This window comes from Oricola thermophila (genome assembly GCF_013358405.1).
GTDB lineage: Bacteria > Pseudomonadota > Alphaproteobacteria > Rhizobiales > Rhizobiaceae > Oricola > Oricola thermophila.
On sequence record NZ_CP054836.1, the window covers coordinates 3,022,710 to 3,044,093 of the forward strand.

Consider the following 21,384-nt stretch of genomic DNA (forward strand, 5'->3'; position numbering starts at 1 on the left):
GCTCCTGATATGGTCTGCGAAAAAGTCGATTGCAAGCAACCGCATAGCAGGAACTTCATGACAAGGACGCGCCCGATCATCATCGACACCGACCCCGGCCAGGACGACGCGATCGCCATCCTTCTGGCACTGGCCAGCCCGGAACTGGACGTACTGGGTATCACTGCGGTTGCCGGCAACGTGCCCCTGGAACTGACCGAGAAGAACGTGCGGAAGATCTGCGAGCTCGCGGGCAAGCCCGAAACGAGGGTGTTCGCCGGAGCTTCCAGGCCGCTTGTCCGGAAACTGGTGACCGCCGAATATGTGCACGGCAAGACCGGACTCGACGGGCCGGACCTTCCCGAACCCACCATGCCCCTGCAGGAAAAGGACGGGGTCGATTTCATCATCGAGACGTTGCGCGAGAGGCCTGCCGGCGAGATCACGCTGTGCACGCTCGGGCCGCTGACCAATATCGCCCTGGCGCTCATCCGCGCGCCCGACATCGCGCCGAAGATTGGCCGGATCGTGATGATGGGTGGCGGCTTCTTCGAGGGCGGAAACACCACGCCGGCCGCGGAATTCAATATCTTTGTCGATCCGCATGCCGCCAAGACGGTTTTCACGTCGGGCATACCGATCACCATGATCCCGCTCGATTGCACCCACAAGGCGCTGACCACGCGCGATCGGGTCGCCGCCATGCGGTCTCACGGAACCAGGGTAACGACCGCGGCCGCCGAACTGATCGATTTCTTCGAACGATACGACGAAGACAAGTACGGCACCGATGGCGGCCCGCTACATGATCCTTGCGTCATTGCTTGGTTGCTGCGCCCGGACCTGTTCTCGGGCCGCGACTGCAATGTCGAAATCGAGACCGGCTCGGAACTGACCATGGGCATGACCGTCGTCGACTGGTGGGGCGTGACGAACCGGTCAAGAAATGCCCATGTCATCCGCGACCTCGATGCCGACGGTTTCTTCTGCCTGCTGACGGAACGAATCGCAACGCTCTAGACGCTTTCGCGAAAGGGAATCGCGGGCTGGGCGCCGGTTTTCAGGCATGCCGCCGCGCCCGCGCGCACCGCAAGGTCCAGCGCCAACGGCCAGTCCAGCCCCTCGGCAAATGCAGCCGCGAGATATCCGCAGAACGTGTCGCCCGCGCCGACCGTGTCCACCGGGTCGATCTCAGGCGCGGCAACATCGAAACGGCGATTCCGCGTTACCGCCACGGCTCCCTCCGCGCCAAGCGTGACGACCAGCGATCGCCCGGTCGCGCTCGGAAAAGCCGCCATCCGGGCGGCGCGATCGGCGCCTTCCAGACCAAGGGCCGCGGCAAGCAGGTCGAACTCGGTCTCGTTGACAATCGTGACATCGGCCTTGCGCGCAAGCCCGACCGCGTCTTCGTCAAAGGGAGCCGCGTTGAAGAGCGATAGCGCGCCGGCCTTGCGGGCATGGTCGAGAGCGGCATGATTGGCCGCAGCCGGGATCTCCATCTGCAGCAGCAACGCGTCGTCCTCGCCGATGGGGTGAGCCGTCACCTTTTCGGATTCGACGCACCCATTGGCACCGGCGATAACTGCAATGGCATTCTCGCCACGCCCGTCATCCACGAGTATCAGAGCGACCCCAGTGGAAGTTCCTTCGACTCGCGCAACACCGGACAGGTCGACACCGTCCCTTTCCAACAGCGCCAGCGCCTCGCGGGACTGCGTATCGTCGCCGACAGCACCAATCATCGCAACCGGAGCCCCGGCCCTTCGCGCGGCAAGCGCCTGATTCGCGCCCTTCCCGCCCGGTGACGTGGCAAATGACGAACCGCGCACCGTTTCGCCGGGCGCGGGCAGTCGCTCAACGCGGCCAACCAGGTCAAGGTTGATCGATCCAACAACGATGATCAAAGCAGCCTCCCCCGGACATTTCCCGGCCGGTTACACCGGCGAAGTCACCAATCGAAATCCCTCGCCGGCAAGGTCTTCAAATTTCCGCGACAATTCCCACATTGAAGCCCGCAATGGCGTTGACTCGGCGCGCATGTCCTTTTAAACGATGCGGCCTAGCCAAGCCCGTGCCCAGATGGCGGAATTGGTAGACGCGCAGGTTTCAGGTACCTGTGCCGCAAGGCGTGGAGGTTCGAGTCCTCTTCTGGGCACCATTTCTTTCCCCGAGACGAGCAAATGCAAGCGCGCAGCCGGGTCCGGCCGCGCGATGCTTCTATTCCTTGACGTAGGGCTTGCCGTCTGCTGCAGGCGGACGGGAGCGCCCCACGAAACCCGCAACGACGACGATCGTCGCCAGATAGGGCGCCATGGCGAGAAATTCCGACGGAATGGGCGTCCGCAACAGCGCCAGCTTCTGCTGCAGCGAATCGGCAAAACCGAATACGAGCGCCGCCATGAGCGCCCCGACCGGATGCCAGCGACCGAAGATCATCGCCGCCAGCCCGATATAGCCACGACCGCCGGTCATGTTCTCGTCGAAACGACCAACGGTGCCCAGCGTGAACCAGGCGCCGCCGAAGCCGGCCACCATGCCCGCCAGCGTCACGTTGATGTAACGGGTGCGGTAGACATTGATGCCAAGCGTATCGGCAGCACGCGGATGCTCGCCGACGGCACGGGCACGCAGGCCGTACCGGGTATAGAACAGGTAGTAGGTCGCCACGGCGACCAGAACCAGCGCGCCGTAGACGAAAAGGTTCTGGTTGAACAGCATCGGCCCGATCACGGGTATGTCACCGAGCACAGGTATCTTCCAGGAGCGGAAAACCGGTGCATTGTTCAGGAATCGGTACTCGGAGAAAACCTGACTGGAAACGTAGGACGTGACACCGAGGACGAAGAGATTGATGACAACGCCGGCGATGATCTGGTCCATCCGGTAGGTGACCACGAGCGCGGCAAGGATGAAGCCGAACAGGCCGCCGATGGCAACGGCGAAGGCAAGTCCGCCCCAACCGCCAACCAGCGATCCCATCAGCGCCCCGGTGAATGCGCCGGCCAACAACATGCCCTCGATGGCGATGTTGACCACGGCGACACGTTCCGACAGCACGCCGGCAACGCCGCCGAGAGCGATCGGCACCGCCCGCACCATCGTCGCCTGCAACATGCCGGTCAGCGAGAACGATTTCCCCGCTGTCGCCCACACAAGGAACGCCGCGACGACGATGGCAAAGCCGATGCCAATGGAGATCATCGACCAACGGGCGCCGCCGCGAAGGAACTGACGCACTCCCAGGAAGGCGAGGATCGCGGCAGCGATGTAGTTGAAGGGCGCGGCAGGAATGACGAGATTGGGCAAGGCCCATGGATCTGTCGGGCGCGACAGGCGGAAATTCGCATCTCCGGAAGAATCCAGGCCGAAAACGCCCGCGACGAGTATGGCTAGCGCCAGCAGGACAAAACCGTAGATTCTGGCCTGGCGGACCTTGTGAACGTCCAGCTTCTTATTCGGTGCGATATCCGTCGAGGATGCTGCGGTCATGGACGGTTACTCCTTGCGTCCCGCCGAGGGCTTCTGAAAGCCCCACGGGAAGATCGCCCGCACGAGCAGCGGTGCGGCTATGAACACGATAATGAGAGCCTGAATGATCCCGATCAGGTCAATGGAAACGCCCGCATCAACCTGCATCTGGCGGCCGCCGGCTTCCAGCGCTCCGAACAGCAGCCCGGCAAACAAGACACCAATCGGATGAGAGCGACCGAGCAGCGCGACGGAAATTGCGTCGAAGCCGATACCCGCCGAGAACCCCGGCGTCGCTCGCCCCAGCACACCCATGACCTGGTTGGCACCGGCGAGACCGGCCAATGCTCCCGCCGTGGCCATCGCGGCAACGATGATGAGGGAAGCACGCATGCCGGCATAGCGGGCCGCATCGGGATTCTCGCCGGAAGCACGGAACTCGAAGCCGGTCTTTGTCCGGAAAAGCAGCCAGTGCACGACAAAAACCGCGATCACGACAAGAATGATGCCGGCATGGACACGGAGGTTCGGATCCAGCCATCCGAAGAGTCGCGGAAGCTCGGCGCTGTCGAGCACGGATCTGGACACAGGATCCGACCGACCCGGCCGCTGCACCCAGTCGAGACGAAGCGTGTAATCCAGCAAGCGATAGGAAATGAGGTTCAGCATGATGGTCGAAATGACCTCGTGAGCACCCGTCGCCGCCCGCAGGTACCCCGCAATCGACGCATAGGCTGCGCCGGCCAGCGCACCGGCCAGCAGCGTCAGCGGCATGTGGATTATCCAGGGCAGTCCCTCGAAGGAGAAACCGACCATGACAGCGGCAATGCCACCGACCACGATCTGGCCTTCGGCACCGATGTTGAACAGTCCGGCGCGAAAACCGAGTGCCAGCCCAAGACCCGCGAGGATGAGCGGCGCGGCCGCGGTGAAGGTTTCCGAGATTGCGTTCAGCGAACCGACGGAGCCCTCGAGGAGGGCGACATAGGACCGGCCGATCGTCTCGATATCGACGGCAGTCGCAAGCATGACGAGCGCGCCGACGATCAGCGCGACAACAACGGCGAAGATCGGCACGACGACCAGATCCTCGAATTCCGCGCGACCGGGCGCCGCGCGCTGCAGCAGTTTTTCAGCGAGGGTCTGTTGCGAATTCGTGTCGGTCATGCATGCGCTCCCGCCATGGCAAGGCCCACGGCATTCTTGTCTACCGGTCCGGCCGAAGCATCGAACTCGGCCACTATGCGCCCCTCGAACATGACGAGGATGCGATCCGAGAGGGACATGATCTCGTCGAGTTCCGAGGAGACGATGAGGACACCGTCGCCTTCGTCGCGAGCCTCCATCAGGCGCTTGTGGATGTATTCGATCGAACCGACATCGAGGCCTCGCGTCGGCTGGGAGGCTATCACCAGCTTGGTTTCCCGTTCGAGCTCACGGGCAACCACCATCTTTTGCTGGTTGCCTCCGGAAAGATTGCCCGCCTTCAGGTAGACCGACGGTGTGCGCACGTCGAAATCGACCGCATATTGCGCCGCCGTCCTGAGCACTTCCTGCCAGTCTATATTCGGCCCCCTGGAAAAGCGGTCGTCATAGTAGGTGTTGAGCACCATGTTCTCGTAAATCGTAAAATTGGCGATCATGCCGGATTTGAGCCGATCTTCCGGAATATGCGCCATGCCCATGCGATGGCGGTCGCGCACCGACGCGTGCGTTATGTCCCTGCCCAAAAAATCTATATGTCCGCCGGCAGCATTCTGGAGACCGGTCAGGGCCTCTATCAGCGCCGTCTGTCCGTTTCCCTGAACACCGGCGATGCCCACCACCTCTCCGGACCGGACATGGAAGTTGACATGATCGACAGCGACTTCGTCATTCTCGCGCAACACGAGCAGATCCCGGACATCCAGAAGCGTTTCGCCCGGCTTGAACGGCCCCTTTTCAACGTCGAACGAGACCGGTCGACCGACCATCATCTCGGCCAGTTCCTCTTCGGTCATCGCTTTCGGATCGCCCTCGCCGACGATCCTGCCGGCACGCAACACATTGATGCGGTCGGCAATTTCCAGAATCTCGTGCAGCTTGTGCGTGATGAAGACGATCGCCTTGCCGGAATCGCGCAGCGACTTGACGATCTCGAAGAAGTCCTCGACCTCCTGAGGCGTGAGAACGGCTGTCGGCTCGTCGAGAATCAGGACCTCCGCCGAGCGGAACAGAACCTTGATGATCTCGACACGCTGCTGGATGCCGACGGGCAAGTTCTCGATCAGCGCGTCGGGATCGACCTTGAGGCCGTATTTCTCGTTGATCTCGCGCACCTGTTCCCGCGCTGTCCCGAGGTCCAGGAAATCCAGTCGCCCGGTCGGCTCCACACCCAGAACCACATTCTCGGCAACGGTGAAGACGGGTACGAGCATGAAATGCTGGTGAACCATGCCTATGCCTGCGGCAATCCCGTCGCCCGGGCCATGGAACTCGACGGGCTTGCCGTCGATCAGGATCTGCCCCTCATCGGGCGAGTAAAGCCCGGACAGGATGTTCATCATGGTCGATTTGCCGGCGCCGTTCTCGCCCAGCAAGCCCAGGACCTCGCCCGCGCGTATCGTCAGGTTCACGCCATCATTGGCCGTTACCGGCCCGAACCGTTTGGTTATCCCCCGAAGCTCAACATCCACGGCGTCGCACTCCCCACTCCGGCAAATCAGGCAGATAGAAGCCCGCCGCCACGGGGGCGCAGCGGCGGGCAGAAGCAACCGGTCTCAGTTACCGAACTTGATCGAGCCGTCAATAATGCCGGCCCTGATTTCCTCGATTTCCGCCTTCAACTCGGCGGGAACGTCGTCCTCGAAATCGTGGAACGGGGCAAGGCCCACGCCGTCATTTGCAAGCGTGCCGACCACGACACCGCCTTCGAACGTGCCATCCATCACGGAATCGATCACGGCCTGAACCGTTGCGTCCATGCGCTTGAGAACCGAGGTCAGATAGACGTGCTGCTTCTCGGTGTCCGTCATGTACTGGTCGGCGTCGACGCCGATGATCTTGAGCTTGTCGGTGCCGAGTTCATCGGCGAGAGCGGCGGAACCGAGACCGACCGGGCCGGCGACCGGCATGACGATGTCCGCGCCCTCGTCATAGAGATTCTGGGCGAATGCGCGGCCGTCATCCAGGCTTTCGAAGTTGTTGGTGAACAGGCCTTCCTTGGCTTCCGGATCCCAGCCGAGAACCGTAACCGAAGTACCCTTTTTCTCGTTGTAGTAATTCGCGCCGTGAACGAAACCGTCCATGAACACGGTCACCGGCGGAATATTGATGCCGCCGAACGTTCCGATCACACCGGTCTGCGACATTCCCGCGGCGAGATAGCCGGCGAGAAAAGCCGCCTGCTCGGTGGCAAAAACTTGGCCGGCAACATTCGGAATCGCCGGATCATAGGCGAAGTCGACGATCGAAAACTTCTGGTCCGGATTGGCTTCTGCCGCAGCCTTGGTCGCATCACCCATCAGAAAGCCGACCGTGATGATGATATCGCACTGGCCACCGAGCAGCGAGTTCAGGTTCGCCTCGTAGTCGGTCTCCGCCTGGCTCTCCAGGAAGCGTCCCTCGATCCCCTTTTCCGCCATGGCATCCTGGACGCCTTTCCACGCGGTCTGGTTGAAGCCAGCGTCGTCAATGCCGCCGGTGTCCGTCACCTGGCAGGCGGTAAACGCCGACGCCATCGATACGGAGCCAAGCAGAAGCGACGTGGAGACAAACGCACCGCCGATGATCCTGCTGATTTTCGCCATTACATTCTCCCTTGAGATGACACTTACTCGATACCGCAAAACATCCGGTCATTTGAGGGTGGTTTCACTGCCACCACAAGCCCCGACATCTTCCGATAAGACAATTTCGAACGCTGCCAATCCACGCCTGAAACGATGGACAAGGTCAACGCCTTGCAACATCTATGCACATCCCGGCGCGGATTGGCAGTGCTTTTTCGACAAGCCCGAATGCACGGCAACAATGCGCCTTGCGTCAATACCGTTCGCTGCAGCCCCATGATTTCCGTGGCAAATTTCTCCTGATGCGCCAACGCCCCGGGTGCCGCGATGCCCGAACGCGGACAATGCGGGCCGTCAGTCGAGCGTGCGACGGAACCGAACAAGGGCAAGCCCCGAATAGCCCAGGACGAACAATGCAAGCGCACCGAAATGCCGGGCCACGATGTCCAGTTCGGCGCCCTTGAGCATGATGGCACGCACGAGGCGCAGGAAGTGGGTCAACGGAAGAGCCTCGCCCACCCACTGTGCCCAAACCGGCATGCCGCGGAAGGGGAAAATGAAGCCCGAGAGAAGAATGGAAGGCAGGAAGAAGAAGAAGGCGAGCTGCATCGCCTGCATCTGGGTACGCGCCAGTGTGGATATGGTGTAACCCAGCAGGACCAACGCAAGGACGTAAACGAGCACACCGGCCAGCAGCAGGCCCAGATCGCCGACAAACGGCACGGAGAAGAGAACCCGTGCGGCGACGAGGATCACGACGACCTGCACGGCACCGACAACGAGATAGGGCAGGATCTTGCCGAGCATGATCTCGAAAGGCGTCGCCGGAAGCGACAGAAGGTTTTCCATCGTGCCGCGCTCCAACTCGCGGGTAAGCCCCATCGAGGTCATCATCACCATGGTCATCTGCAGGATGACGCCCAGCAGACCGGGCACGATGTTGTACTGGGTTATGCCTTCCGGGTTGTAGCGCTTGTGCACGACCACCTGGAGCTGGCCCTCCAGCGCGGCGGCCGCCTCCGCGGCCACCGGCTGCTCGCGCAGCAATGCCTGCGCCGCCACGGTCCCGAGTGTCGAAATGGCGCCAGAGGCAACGGAAGGATCGGTCGCATCCGCCTCGATCAGGATCTGCGGATGGTCGTTCCTCTGCACACGGCGGGCGAAGTCGGACGGAATGGTGACCACGAAGGAAACCTCGCCCTGCCGGAACAGTCGCTCCGCCTCTTCCGCGGAATCGACGATGTGGCTGAAATGGTAGTAACCGGTCATCTCCAGCGCCGTTACCATGGCGCGGGTGTAATGATCCTGGCTGGTCGTCACCAGCGCCGTCGGCAGATGCTTGGGATCGTTGTTGATCGCGTATCCGAACATCACCAACAGCATGAGCGGGATGCCGATCATCATCGCGAAGGTGACACGGTCCCTTCGCATCTGGATCGATTCCTTGTCGAGCAACGCGCGGAGCCGGCGAAGGGAGAAGCCGAGGATCATTGCCGTGCCTCCTGCGGTGCGTCCATCAGCTGGATGAATACATCCTCCAGGCTGGTGTCGCCCAACCGCACGGTCACGCCGTCGCCGGCAATCTCTTCGACCGAGCGACGCAGCAAGTCCGGATCGCGGCCCACCACGTGCAGGGTCGTCCCGAAGGGCGCGACCTGATCGACGCCCGGCGCGCCAGAAAGACGCTGCATTACTTCGGCCAGGTTCGGCCCCTCTATGACGAAGGTTGTCAGGCCTGCGTTCTCGACCACCTCATCGACCGTGCCACTCGCCAGCACCCTGCCGCGGGAAATGTAATTGATGCGATGGCAACGCTCGGCCTCGTCCATGTAGTGGGTCGACACAAGGACCGTCATGCCGCCAGCCGCGCGTTCGTGGATCTCGTCCCAGAACTCGCGCCGCGCCTTGGGATCGACGCCGGCGGTCGGCTCGTCGAGCATCAGCAGCTTGGGCTTGTGCATGACGCAGGCGGCAAGCGCCAGGCGTTGCTTCCAGCCTCCCGACAACTGACCGGCCAACTGCCGTCGGCGCGCGGTCAGGCCGAGATCCTCCAGCGTGTCGCGCACGCGATCGCGGACGGGGTCGAGTTCGTAGAGCCGCGCCACGAAATTCAAGTTTTCCTCGATCGACAGATCCTCGTAAAAGGAAAAGCGCTGCGTCATGTAGCCGACCTGGAGCCGAATCCTTCGGGTCTCGCGCCGAACGTCGTAGCCGAGAACCGTGCCCTCGCCCTCGTCGGGCGTCAGGAGGCCGCACATGAGGCGGATGGTCGTCGTCTTGCCGGAACCGTTCGGCCCCAAAAAGCCCGCGATCTCGCCCTCGGCAACCTTCATCGAAACGTGGTCGACCACCGCGCGTCCGGAGAACCGCTTGACCAGGTCGCGAACGTCGATAACGGCCACTACTTGCCCTCCGCGACCAGCACGTCAACAATCTGGCCCGGCTTGAGCGACCGCGCCGAGGCGTCGGGCAGCGCCTCGACAAGATAGACGAGCTTCTGACGACTCTCGAGCGAGTAGATGACCGGCGGCGTAAACTCCGGCTCGTCGGCTATGTAGTAGACCGTCGCGCCCGCATCCGGACCGCAGCCGTCACAACGAACCGTCAGCTTCGTGCCGACAGCGATGCGTGCCAGCTCCGGCTCGGGAACATAAAGGCGCAGCTTGGTCGCACCGTCAGGGAGTATCGTGAGGATCGGTGCCTGCGGACCGGCGATCTCGCCAGCACTGCGGATCACATCGAAAACGCGGCCGGCTACCGGCGACGCGACCGTACGCTTGGAGAGACGCCACTCCGCGGTTTCCAGCGCCGACCTGGCCTGGGCGACAGCGGCCTCAGCCGCGGCAATCGTATCGGCGCGCGCCGGCAGCTGCGCAACCGTCAGATTGGCCTCGAACTCGGCCACGCGGGCGTTGGCCAGCTCGAGGCTGGTCTCGGCAGTGTCATAGTTCGCCTGGGAGGTAATCCCCTGTTCGAGCAGATCCTTCTGGCGGGCGAGGACTCGCCTTGCCTCGGATGCCTGGGCCCGCGCGGAATTGAGTGATGCCCGGATTGCCGCGATTTCCTCCGGCCGCTTGCCAAGCCTGAGATCCGACACGTGACTCTCGGCCTCGGCCAGGGCGGCTTTCGCCTGGGCCACAGCGATCTGTGCGTCGCGGCTCTCGAGCCGCGCCAGCACCTGCCCAACCTCGACCGGGTCCCCACGCTCCACTTCCACCGTTTCTATCTGTGCCGTTTCGATGGGCGCGATCCGCACATAGTCGCCCTCGACATAGCCGACAGCGAGGGCCGGCGCCGCATCGCAAGGCCCGAAAAGACCGGCCAGAACAGGCAGGGCACAAATGAATTCCAACATGGCCGAATCACCCGACTCGAAAGGGAATGAGAATTGGTGTGCGGTCCAATCTAACCCATTCCCGACCCCGTACGCCAGACCTTAATGTACCGTGGGTCATTAAAATCCAACCCAAACAGGCGGGCCGGCCCCTCGTCGCCCCGGATACAGGGCCGACCGGCGCCGGGACAAAGGCATCGGCGAGATGTCCGACCGCGCCCGGCCGGCGGGCCGGCGGTCAGGTCATCACGTCGGGTTCGGTGCGCCCGGTATGGCGCGCAATACCGGCAATCGCGTCGGCGGCGGCGATGACAGGCGCCAGCGCCTCCTGCTGCGCACGATGCAGCCTGGCCGGATCGGTCTCCACGTTTTCGAGATAGACGCGCAATGTCGCACCGACCGTACCGGTACCGGAAAGACGGAAAACGATGCGGGCGCCGCCGGAAAAGCCAATGCGGATTCCCTGCCGCTCCGATCGCGAACCGTCGACCGGATCGTCATAGGCGAACTCGTCCGCCGTCTCGACGACAAGGCCGGAGAATTTCTTGCCCGGCAGGGTTGCCAGACCGTCACGGAGCTCGTCGACCAGCGCATTGGCCTTCTCCGGCTCGACGCCCTCGTAGTCATGGCGCGAATAGTAATTCCGGCCGAACTCGTTCCAGTGCGCGGTCATGATTTCGGCAACGGACTGCCGCTTTGCCGCCAGGATGTTCAGCCACAGCAGCACTGCCCAGAGGCCGTCCTTCTCGCGCACGTGATCTGACCCGGTACCCGCGCTTTCCTCGCCGCACAGCGTCACGCGGCCGTCATCGAGCAGATTGCCGAAAAACTTCCAGCCGGTCGGCGTTTCGTAGCAGTCGAGACCCAGCTTATCCGCGACGCGATCGAGCGCGCGGCTGGTCGGCATCGAACGGGCGACGCCCTTCAACCCCGAGGCATAACCCGGCGCGAGATGGGCATTGGCGGCCAGCACGGCAAGGCTGTCGGAAGGCGTGACATAGATGCCCCAGCCGACGATCATGTTGCGATCGCCATCACCGTCGGACGCGGCGCCGAAATCCGGCGCGTCGGCGCCAAACATGACATCCATCAATTCCTTCGCCCAGATCGGATTCGGGTCGGGATGGCCGCCGCCGAAATCGGGAAGCGGTTCGGCGTGGACGACGCTGCCGGGCGGTGCGCCAAGCTTGTCCTCCAGGATAACCCGGGCATAGGGACCGGTGACCGCGTGCATGGCATCGAAGCGGATACGGAACCCCGAGCCAAGCAGATCGCGAATCGCGTCAAAATCGAACAGGCTTTCCATCAGCGCGGCATAGTCGGACACCGGATCGACAATCTCGATCTCCATTGCGCCGAGGCGCTCGGTGCCGGGCTTCGACAAGTCGATGTCCTGCGTCTCGATAATATCGTAGGATTTCACCCGCTTCGTTGCCTCGAATATCCGCGCGGTCACGTCTTCCGGGGCGGGGCCGCCATTGGGCATGTTGAACTTCACGCCGAAATCCTCGTCCGGACCGCCGGGATTGTGGCTGGCCGACAGGATAATGCCGCCATCACTGCCGCGCAGGCGAATCAGGTTGGAAGCGGCCGGCGTCGACAACAGCGCGTCGCGGCCAACTATCACCTTGCGCACGCCTGCCGCGGCCGCCATGCGGAGGATCACCTGGGCGGCGCGGTCGTTGAAATAGCGACCGTCCCCGCCAAGGACGAGCGTCTTTCCTTCGACGCCGCCAATGCCCGTCCAGATCGCCTGGACGAAGTTTTCCAGATAGTGCGCGCCCATGAAGACGCGGGTTTTCTTGCGCAATCCCGAGGTGCCGGGCTTCTGGCCCTCGATCGGTGTGGTTTCAACCGTTATACGCTGCATTCTTCTCTCCTATCGTCCGGTCCTTGCCATGATCTCCGCGGTTCGTCGGAACCGCGCGTCCTCGGCGAAATCCGATGCAGGAACCGTCAATCGGCGGCGCCAGTTCGGATGTTCAAACACCGTGCCGGGCAAGTTGGCCTGTTCTTCAATTCCGAGAATATCCTCCGCCTGCAACGCAACGAGTCGCGAGGCGGCACCGGCCAGAAACGTGTGCATCGCATCCGGTGAATCGCAAGCCTGACCGACGAGGGAATCGAAGGCCGCGACATCGGCGGCGCGCTGCCCGCGCTCGCCGGCGGCCGATTCCGCATCGAGATGACCGAGCTTCTCGCGCCAGTCGATGTCCAGCCCCTTTCGCCAGCCGCGCCAGGTCGGCAGATCGTGCGAGGCAAAGGAAGCGAGTGTCTGGGCATCCCAGGACGAGGCCGGCGCAAAGCCTCCGCCGCCCTGCCAGTCACGCTCGAACATCGCGACCCGGCAGCCCAGGATACCCGACGCGTGGAGATCGGAACGCAGACCGTCAGGAATGTTGCCCAGATCCTCACCGACGATCGTGGCGCCGGCCCGCGCCGCCTCGATGCGGGCAGCCGCCAGCATGGCTTCCTTCGGCATGGTCACGTAGAGCCCGGGCAAGCCTTCCGGACACCAGTAGGCACGCTCGAAGCCCAGGATGTGATCGATGCGCAGCAATCCGCAGAAGCGGAACTGTTCGCGCAGCGTCTCGGCAAGCACCTCGAAGCCCGTTTCGGCAAGCGCGGGCGGCGACAGCGGCGCCACGCCCCAGACCTGCCCCTCACCCGAGAAGGCATCGGGCGGCGAGCCGAGCGACACGCCGCGCGCGAACAATGCGGGATCGGCCCAGGTTTCGGCACCGGCCGGATGGGTGCCGACCGCAAGGTCGAGATAGAGCCCGTGGCGCATGCCCGCATCCAGACCGGCCTGCTGCGCGGCATCCAGCGCGCGCTCGGCACACCACTGGAGCCAGGCGTGGAATGCAACACGATCCTCGCTCGATCGCGCGAATTCCAACACGGCGGAACTCGCCGGATCGCGCAAGTCCACCGGCCAGTCCGTCCAGTAGGCGCCATGGACCTCCGACAGGGCCTGATGGACGGCAAACCGCGCAAGCTCCGCGCCGCGTTCGGCACGCCATGTCTCGAAAGCCGCATCGCCGCCGTCCGCGCGGAAACGCTTCCATGCAGCCTGCAGCGCGGCCTGCCTGGCGGCCAGTGCCGCCGGGTAGTCGATCAACTCGTGCTCCGCGCGGGCGCCGTCGCCCTCGACGGCAATGTGACCGACATTCAGGTGTCGCCGGCTGGACGGCGCATAGGGGCTGAAGTTCAGCGGGTCTTCCGGGAACCCGGCATGTACGGGATTGATACCAAGGAAATCCGCGCCGAGCGCGCCAAGCTCCGTTGCTGCGCGGGCGAGATCGCGATAGCTGCCGATCCCGCCGCCAAACTCCGGCTTCAGGCCGTAGAGCGGCGCCGTGACGCCCCAGCCGCGCGGCACCTCTGCAAGCCGTTCGGGCGCGACCAGCAGCATCGCCATGTCATTGCCGACCTGCAGGCGATGACGGCCGGACGGAAGCGGATCCAGCGCGACGACATCGACACACCGGCCCTCGCGGATTTCGCCATCCTCGCAGCATAGCCGCCATTCGGCCGCACCGCCCCCGGAAAGCGGCAACCGCGCCGCACGGCCGGGCGAGAGAACGAACCATTCGGGCACCCGGCGGCGCGCCCGTTCCTCGCGAAGGCAGCGCAGGCTCTCCCGTGCAGCCGCATCGCTTCCGGCGTCATGGCCGAGGGCGGACAGCACGGCACGCAGGCTTTCCGGCGGTGCCTCGCGCCGGAGCCCTGAACCGTCATTGTAGCGCCAGACGAGCCCGGCCTCGGCGGCGAGCCGTTCCAGCGCCCCTGTCATCGCGCCTTCTCCAGCACCATGACGACGACCGAGTCGGCGGACACGGAAACGGTGTGCCCGTGGACGGCGCGGGGTTCCATATCCGGGCGGGACGTGTCGACATGCAGGCTCCAGGCCCCGCCGGGCGGCGAGCCGGGTACCACGACGTCGACGGCGTCGCCCGCGTTGAACACGGCGAAAATCGCGCTTTCCTGCGCATCGTAATACGGCGTTCCCGAGGCGGTGCGCAGCTCCACGCAGACCAGACGCAGGTCAGGGTCTTCCCAGTCGGCGGTCGTCATCGGGTTGCCGTCGGCGCGCCACCAGAACAGGTCCTCCTTGCCGTCGATGGCCCGCTCGCGGGAATGAAGGAACAGCTTCTGGCGCAGGATCGGACGCGCCTTCCGGAAGGCGATCATGCGGCGGGTGAAGGCAAGGAAGGCCTTGTCGGCATTCTCCCAGTCGATCCAGCTGATCTCGTTGTCCTGGCAATAGGCGTTGTTGTTGCCGCGCTGGGAATGGCCAATCTCGTCGCCGGCGAGGATCATCGGTGTGCCCTGGGCAAGCAGCAACGTCGCCATCATGTTGCGACGGCGGCGGGCACGCGCCGACAGGATGGCGATATCGTCCGTCCCGCCCTCGGCGCCCATGTTGTCGGAGAAATCCTCGTCATGGCCGTCGCGGTTGTCCTCGCCATTGGCCTCGTTGTGCTTGCGGGACCAGGACACGACATCGGCCAGGGTGAAACCATCGTGGGCGGAAACGAAATTGACCGACGAGGTCGCCGGACGACCGGAATGGTCGAACTGCAGCGCCGAACCGGTCAGACGGTCGGCAAGGTCTGGCGCACGGCCCGGGTCCTTGCGCCAGAACCGCCGCACGCCGTCGCGGAACCGGTCGTTCCACTCCAGGAAGGGCGGCGGAAAGGCGCCGAGCTGGTAGCCGCCGGGGCCGATGTCCCAAGGCTCGGCGATAAGCTTGACCTTTGCCAGAACCGGATCCTGGCGCACCGCGTCGAAGAAGGACGCGCCGCGGTCGAAGCCGGACGGCGTGCGCCCGAGCGTGGAGCACAGATCGAAACGGAAGCCGTCTACATGCATCACCTCGACCCAGTAGCGCAGGGAATCCATCACCATGCGCAACACCATCGGATGGTCGAGGTTGAGGGTGTTCCCGGTGCCGGTATCGTTGACATAGTGGCGGGGATCGTCCGCCAGGCGGTAATAGGCACGATTGTCGAGGCCGCGGAAGCACAGGGTCGGCCCGAGTTCGTTCCCCTCGCAGGTGTGGTTGTAGACCACGTCCATCAGCACCTCGATGCCGGCCGAGTGAAACCGCCTCACCATGACCTGAAACTCGGCAATGGACGCCTTGTGCAGGTAGCGCGGCTCGGGCGCGAAAAAGCCGATCGTCTGATAGCCCCAGTAGTTGACCAGGCCCTTCTCGACCAGGAACCGATCGTCGAGAAAGGCCTGAGACGGCAGCAGTTCCACCGCGGTAACGCCGAGATCGACGAGATGATCGAGCACTGGCTGCGACGCCATTGCGAGAAAGGTGCCGGGCGGAGACGCCGCCGGATGCCGCATCGTCAGCCCCTTCACATGCGCCTCGTAGATGACGGATTCGGCGACCGGGATGTCCGGCGGCGCGTCGTCGCCCCAGGCGAAGGACGGGTCGACCACGACGCATTTCGGCATGAAGGGCGCGCTGTCACGGGTATCGAAACTGAGGTCGTCCCGCTTCGAGGCCGGATCGTAGCCGAGCAGCGCGTCCGACCAGACGGGATGCCCGGTCAGTTGCTTGGCATAGGGGTCGATCAGCAGCTTGTGGGGATTGAAGCGATGGCCCCTGTCGGGGCGGTACGGGCCATGAGCGCGGTAGCCGTAGACCTGGCCGGGAAGCAGCCCGGGGATGTAGCCATGCCAGACGTCGCCGTCGCGCTCGGGCAGGTCTATCCGCGCAGTCTCCCTCGCACCGTCGTCGGAAAACAGGCACAGCGTCATGCGCGTCGCGTGTTCCGAGAAGACGGCGAAATTCACGCCGTTGCCGTCGAAGGTCGCCCCGACGGGGGCCGACTTGCCCGGCAGCATGGCGAGTTCGCCGCTCATGCCGGCGCGATGCTCTCGTACAGTGCGGCATAGCGCGGCGCGGACGCTGCCCAGCCGACGGGATGCGCCATGGCGCGGCGCTGCATCCGGTTCCAGGTCCGACGGTCGGCATAGAGGTCGCACAGCTGCGCCAGCGCACCGGCAAGGGCATCCCGCTCGACGGGGTGGAACTGGAGACCCGTGGCGACACCGGCCGTCAGCGCCGCATCGTTGGCGGGGATGACCGTGTCCGCAAGGCCGCCGGTCAGCGAGACGACAGGGATCGCGCCATATCGCAGGCCGTAGAGCTGGGTCAGGCCGCAAGGTTCGAAACGGGACGGCACGATGACGGCGTCACCGCCGGCCATCATGCGATGCGACAGGCTCTCGTCATACCCGATGCGGACCGCGACCTGCGGCATTGCTTCCTCTGCCAGCAACCAGGCCGTTTCCAGCTCGCTGTCGCCAGAGCCGAGCAGCGCAAGCTGGCCGCCTCGGGCGATGAAGGCCGGCAGCGCCTCGAGCAACACATCGAGCCCCTTCTGGTGCGTCAGGCGGGATATCACGACGGCCAGTGGACCGCCGGTGTCGGCAAGGCCGAATTCCGCAAGAAGTGCCTTGCGATTGGGCCGCTTGCGCTTGGGCGAGGCGAAGTTGGAAATCTGCGGATCGGTCTGCGGATCCCATGCTGTCTCGTCGATCCCGTTCAGGATACCGACGAGATCCGCCCCCCGGCTGCGCAGGACGCCCTCCAGTCCCATTCCGAATTCCGGCCTCATCAGTTCGCGCGCGTAGGTTGGACTGACCGTCGACAGCCGGTCCGCATAGACCAGGCCGGCCTTGAGAGCGTTGATCTTGCCGTAATATTCAAACCCTCCCGCATGGAACCCCCATGCGGGCAGGCGCAGCTCCGCCAGGCGCGACGCCGGCGCAATGCCGTGAAAGGCGATGTTGTGGACGGTCAGCAGGGAGCCGACCGATCCGGCCGCGCCCATGTCGCGCAGAAAGACCGGGGCGAACGCGGCCTGCCAGTCATGCAGGTGCAGTACTTCCGGCCTCCACGAATCCGCCCCCTCGGCCGCGATGGTCGCGGCCATCCAGCTCAACGCGGCAAAGCGTTCGGGATTGTCCGGCCAGTCCCTGCCGTCCGGGCCGAGATAGATCGCGCCCTCACGCTCGTACAGGTGCGGTGCATCGAGCACGAGCAATTCGAGCCCTGCCGCCCGCGCTGACAGCAGGCGCGCCGGACCGCCCATCAGATCGCTTTCCTCGCGCACCGTCCTTGCCTTCCTGCCGAGCTTCCTCATCACTGCGGGATAACCCGGCAGCAGCGTCCGCAGCCGCCACCCCTGCGGAGCCAGGGCTGCCGGCAGCGCACCGACCACGTCGGCAAGACCGCCGGTCTTGACCAGCGGCACGCATTCGGAGGCGACCGAGAGAACATGCCTCATCCGGCCGCTCTCCTGTCGAGCATCTCCTGGGTAATCAGGACGATCCCGTTGTCGGTGACGCGAAACCATTTCGCGTCCTCCGCCGGATCCTCGCCAACGACCAGCCCCTCGGGAATGACGACACCGCGGTCGATGACCACGTTTTTCAGCCGCGCCGAACGCGCGATCTCGACATGGGGCAGGACGACAGCATGATCGAGCACGGAGTAGGAATTCGAATGCACGCCAGTAAACAGCAACGAATTGCGCACCTCCGTTCCCGAGAGGATGCAACCGCCGGAGACAAGACTCGAGATGGCGGTTCCCCTGCGCGTTTCCTCGTCGTGCACGAATTTCGCCGGCGGCATGATTTCCGAGTAGGTCCAGATCGGCCAGTGGCGATCCCAGAGATCCAGTTCCGGCGAAAAGTCGGTCAAGTCGATATTGGCCTTCCAGAATGCGTCAATGGTACCGACATCGCGCCAGTAGGCGGGGGCATCGGGCGAGACGCGCACGCAGCTGCGCGAGAAGCGGTGCGCCACCGCCTTGCCGTTCCTGACGATCTGCGGAATGAGGTCGCCGCCGAAATCGTGCCGCGAATGCCGGTCGGCACTGTCGGCAAGCAGAAGTTCACGCAGGAACGGCCAGGCGAAGACATAGATGCCCATTGAGGCAAGCGCGACCGTCGCGTCCTCGGGCGTGCCCGGCGGATCGGCCGGCTTTTCCAGGAAATCGGTGATCCGGTCGGTCCTGTCGACCGCCATGACCCCGAAAGCGCTCGCCTCCTCGCGCGGCACGGTCAGGCAACCGATCGTGACATCGGCGCCGGTTTCCACGTGCTGACGCAACATGATCTCGTAGTCCATCTTGTAGACATGATCGCCGGCGAGAACCAGAACGTAGTCAACATCGTAGCTGTCAACGATATCGATGTTCTGGGTCACGGCGTCTGCCGTCCCCAGATACCACTTGTTCTCTTCCACGCGTTGTGAAGCCGGCAATATATCCAGGTACTCGTTGCGCTCGGGACGGAAGAAGTTCCAGCCGCGCTGGCAGTGGCGGATCAGCGAGTGGGCCTTGTACTGCGTCGCGATCGCCATCTTGCGGATGCCGGAATTGAGGGCATTGGAAAGCGCGAAATCGATAATGCGCGCCTTGCCGCCGAAAAAGACGGCCGGCTTGGCCCGCTTGTCGGTCAGCTCCTTCAGGCGACTGCCCCGGCCGCCTGCCAACACGAATGCCATGCTCCTGTTTGTTAGCCGGGTCATCACCATGATCGCGCCTCCTCGTTCAAATCATGCCTCAAAGGCCAGGATGACCGTTGACAGCGGCGGCAGCGTGACCGGCGCCGAAGCCGGCTGACCGTGCATGGGCAGGTCAGTCGCGATCACGCCGCCCATGTTGCCGCGATTGTCTCCGCCATAGATTCCCGCGTCCGTGTTCAGCGCCTCCCTCCACCTGCCCGGCAGGGGCAGGCCGCAGCGCCAGTCCCGTCGCTCGACGGGCGTGAAATTGCAGATCACGGCCACCGGCGGGTCATCCGGTCCGCCACGCCTGATCCAGGCAAAGACGGATTCAACTGCCGCGTTTGCCTCGATCCACTCGAACCCGTCACTCTCGCAATCCTTCACGTGAAGAGCGGGATGCGCCCGGTACAGGGTGTTCAGATCGCGTATCAGTCTTTGGACGCCCGCATGGGCGGGCCGGGCGGCCGCATCCCAGTTCAGTTCGCCATCGTGGCTCCACTCCTCCGGCTGGGCGAACTCGCTGCCCATGAACAGGAGCTTCTTGCCCGGATGTCCCCACATGTAACCGTAATAGGCGCGCAGGTTCGCAAAGCGGTCACGCTCATTGCCCGGCATGCGGCCGAGCATGGATCCCTTTCCGTGCACCACCTCGTCATGGCTTACCGGAAGTATGAAGTTCTCCGAGAATGCATATTGAAGACCGAAGGTCATCTGGTGATGATGATACCGGCGATGCACGGGCTCACGTCCGACATAGTCGAGCGTGTCATTCATCCAGCCCATGTTCCACTTGTAGCCGAAGCCGAGGCCGCCGGTGTCGACCGGTCGGGAAACACCCGGAAAGGACGTGCTCTCCTCTGCTGCCGTCATGATGCCGTCCACCTCCCCGTAGACGATTGCGTTCATGCGCTGCAGCAGGGCAATCGCCTCGAGATTCTCGCGGCCGCCGTGAACGTTCGGGATCCACTCGCCTTCCCTGCGCGAGTAGTCGCGATAGAGCATCGAGGCGACCGCATCCACACGCAGCCCGTCGACATGATATTCCTCGAGCCAGTAGAGCGCGTTCGAGATGATGTAGTTGGCCACCTCCGAACGACCGTAATTGTAGATCAGCGTATTCCAGTCGGGGTGATAGCCCTCGCGCGGATCGGCATGCTCGTAGAGCGCGGTTCCGTCGAATCGGGCGAGGCCATGAGCGTCGGCGGGAAAATGACCCGGAACCCAGTCGAGAACGATGCCGATGCCTTTCTCGTGGGCCGCCTCGACGAGATCGCGGAATTCGTGCGGCGGACCGTGACGAACCGTCGGGGCATAGAGCCCGACCGGCTGGTAACCCCAGGAACCGTCGAATGGATGCTCGGAAAGCGGCAGAAACTCGATATGGGTAAAACCCATGTCGAAAACGTAGTCGACCAGTTCGCTTGCCGCCTCCCGGTAGGACAGCGAGCGCCCACCATCCTCGTGACGACGCTTCCAGGAACCGAGATGAACCTCGTAGATCGAAATCGGCGCGTTGCGGGAATTGCGGCCCGCGCGCTCCGCCATCCACGGGTTATCGTGCCAGCCATAGCCGGAGATGTCGCGCACCACGGAAGCCGTTTCCGGCGGGTGCTCCGCCCCGAAACCGACAGGGTCGGCCTTCAATGGCTGCACCGTGCCGTCCGGGCCGACGATCCGATATTTGTAACGTGCGCCCTCGCCGACGTCGGGGATGAAGATTTCCCACACGCCGGAAGCGCCCCGCCGGCGCATGACGTGACGGCGTCCATCCCACCAGTTGAAATCGCCCACCACCGAGACGCGCCGGGCGTTCGGCGCCCAAACCGCGAAATGCGTGCCCGCGACTCCCTCATGGGTGATCACATGGGCACCGAGAACCGTCCAGAGACGGCGATGCGTGCCCTCCCCGATCAGGTACTCGTCCATCTCGCCGATGACGGGTCCGAAACGGTAGGGGTCGTCATAGCTCCAGTCCCTTCCCTTGGCATATCCATGAAGGCGATAGGCAGACGCATCGGGAAGCGCCCCGTGGAATACGGTGGGAACCTGCAAGAGAGGCTTCAGTTCGACGGTACCCGTGGGTGTTTCGGCGACGAGCCGCTCGGCGCCGGGATCATGGACAATCAACCAGGTTGCGGTTCCGACCCTGTGCGGCCCAAGGACGGCAAAAGGGTCGTCATGCGTCCCGTCCGCGATGCGTCGTGCCGCCTCCGCGGAAAGGATTTTGGCGATCGGTTCCTCGGCCTTCATTACGCAAGGGTATCTCCCCTGCAGGGAATAGCAACATGCAATGC

At 63.8% G+C, this 21,384-nt stretch carries 15 protein-coding genes and 1 tRNA gene; 2 read left to right on the top strand and 14 right to left on the bottom strand.

The window, feature by feature from the left end; genetic code table 11:
- The first annotated feature begins 57 nt into the window (after positions 1-57).
- The gene (locus HTY61_RS14510) at positions 58-999 is read left to right on the top strand and encodes a nucleoside hydrolase (protein WP_175277470.1); all 942 of its coding nucleotides are present in this window, start codon (positions 58-60) and stop codon (positions 997-999) included.
- Here HTY61_RS14510 and HTY61_RS14515 read toward each other — a convergent pair.
- Entirely contained in the window at positions 996-1,883 is an 888-nt protein-coding gene (locus tag HTY61_RS14515; protein ID WP_175277471.1) for a ribokinase, read from the bottom strand. The two genes, HTY61_RS14510 and HTY61_RS14515, sit on opposite strands and share 4 nt — an antisense overlap.
- Before the next feature lie 169 nt (positions 1,884-2,052).
- On the opposite strand from HTY61_RS14515, the gene HTY61_RS14520 reads away from it, so the two are divergent.
- Positions 2,053-2,137: transfer RNA gene (locus HTY61_RS14520), tRNA-Leu, on the top strand.
- 59 nt (positions 2,138-2,196) lie between these two features.
- Here the strand turns inward: HTY61_RS14520 and HTY61_RS14525 are convergent.
- The 13 genes from HTY61_RS14525 to glgB form a co-directional block, all read right to left on the bottom strand.
- On the bottom strand, positions 2,197-3,468 hold the full coding sequence (locus tag HTY61_RS14525; RefSeq protein WP_175277472.1) for an ABC transporter permease: 1,272 nt from the start codon (positions 3,466-3,468) through the stop codon (positions 2,197-2,199).
- A 6-nt stretch (positions 3,469-3,474) separates the two neighbouring features.
- Positions 3,475-4,614, bottom strand: a complete 1,140-nt coding sequence (locus HTY61_RS14530; RefSeq protein ID WP_175277473.1) for an ABC transporter permease — start codon at positions 4,612-4,614, stop codon at positions 3,475-3,477.
- Entirely contained in the window at positions 4,611-6,122 is a 1,512-nt protein-coding gene (locus tag HTY61_RS14535; protein ID WP_175277474.1) for an ABC transporter ATP-binding protein, read from the bottom strand. The genes HTY61_RS14530 and HTY61_RS14535 overlap by 4 nt, the downstream gene beginning before the upstream one ends.
- An 84-nt stretch (positions 6,123-6,206) precedes the next feature.
- Positions 6,207-7,235: a BMP family lipoprotein gene (locus HTY61_RS14540; RefSeq protein ID WP_175277475.1), complete on the bottom strand. Its 1,029-nt coding sequence runs from the start codon at positions 7,233-7,235 to the stop codon at positions 6,207-6,209.
- A gap of 336 nt (positions 7,236-7,571) precedes the next feature.
- Entirely contained in the window at positions 7,572-8,708 is a 1,137-nt protein-coding gene (locus tag HTY61_RS14545) for an ABC transporter permease (RefSeq protein ID WP_175277476.1), read from the bottom strand.
- Positions 8,705-9,619: an ABC transporter ATP-binding protein gene (locus HTY61_RS14550; RefSeq protein ID WP_246272814.1), complete on the bottom strand. Its 915-nt coding sequence runs from the start codon at positions 9,617-9,619 to the stop codon at positions 8,705-8,707. Before HTY61_RS14550 ends, HTY61_RS14545 begins: the two co-directional genes overlap by 4 nt.
- On the bottom strand, positions 9,619-10,569 hold the full coding sequence (locus HTY61_RS14555; RefSeq protein ID WP_175278573.1) for an HlyD family secretion protein: 951 nt from the start codon (positions 10,567-10,569) through the stop codon (positions 9,619-9,621). Before HTY61_RS14555 ends, HTY61_RS14550 begins: the two co-directional genes overlap by 1 nt.
- A 220-nt stretch (positions 10,570-10,789) precedes the next feature.
- Entirely contained in the window at positions 10,790-12,421 is a 1,632-nt protein-coding gene (locus tag HTY61_RS14560; RefSeq protein ID WP_175277477.1) for an alpha-D-glucose phosphate-specific phosphoglucomutase, read from the bottom strand.
- Between the two features lie 9 nt (positions 12,422-12,430).
- Complete coding sequence (gene malQ / locus HTY61_RS14565; RefSeq protein ID WP_175277478.1) at positions 12,431-14,347, bottom strand: 4-alpha-glucanotransferase; 1,917 nt, start codon at positions 14,345-14,347, stop codon at positions 12,431-12,433.
- Positions 14,344-16,434 (bottom strand): glycogen debranching protein GlgX, encoded by a 2,091-nt coding sequence (glgX, locus tag HTY61_RS14570; protein WP_175277479.1) that lies wholly within the window; start codon positions 16,432-16,434, stop codon positions 14,344-14,346. Before glgX ends, malQ begins: the two co-directional genes overlap by 4 nt.
- Positions 16,431-17,864, bottom strand: coding sequence for a glycogen synthase GlgA (gene glgA / locus HTY61_RS14575; protein WP_175277480.1), 1,434 nt, complete (start codon positions 17,862-17,864; stop codon positions 16,431-16,433). The genes glgX and glgA overlap by 4 nt, the downstream gene beginning before the upstream one ends.
- Positions 17,861-19,117, bottom strand: a complete 1,257-nt coding sequence (gene glgC / locus HTY61_RS14580; RefSeq protein ID WP_175277481.1) for a glucose-1-phosphate adenylyltransferase — start codon at positions 19,115-19,117, stop codon at positions 17,861-17,863. The genes glgA and glgC overlap by 4 nt, the downstream gene beginning before the upstream one ends.
- Positions 19,118-19,138: 21 nt before the next feature.
- Entirely contained in the window at positions 19,139-21,340 is a 2,202-nt protein-coding gene (gene glgB / locus HTY61_RS14585) for a 1,4-alpha-glucan branching protein GlgB (protein WP_175277482.1), read from the bottom strand.
- Positions 21,341-21,384: the final 44 nt, after the last annotated feature.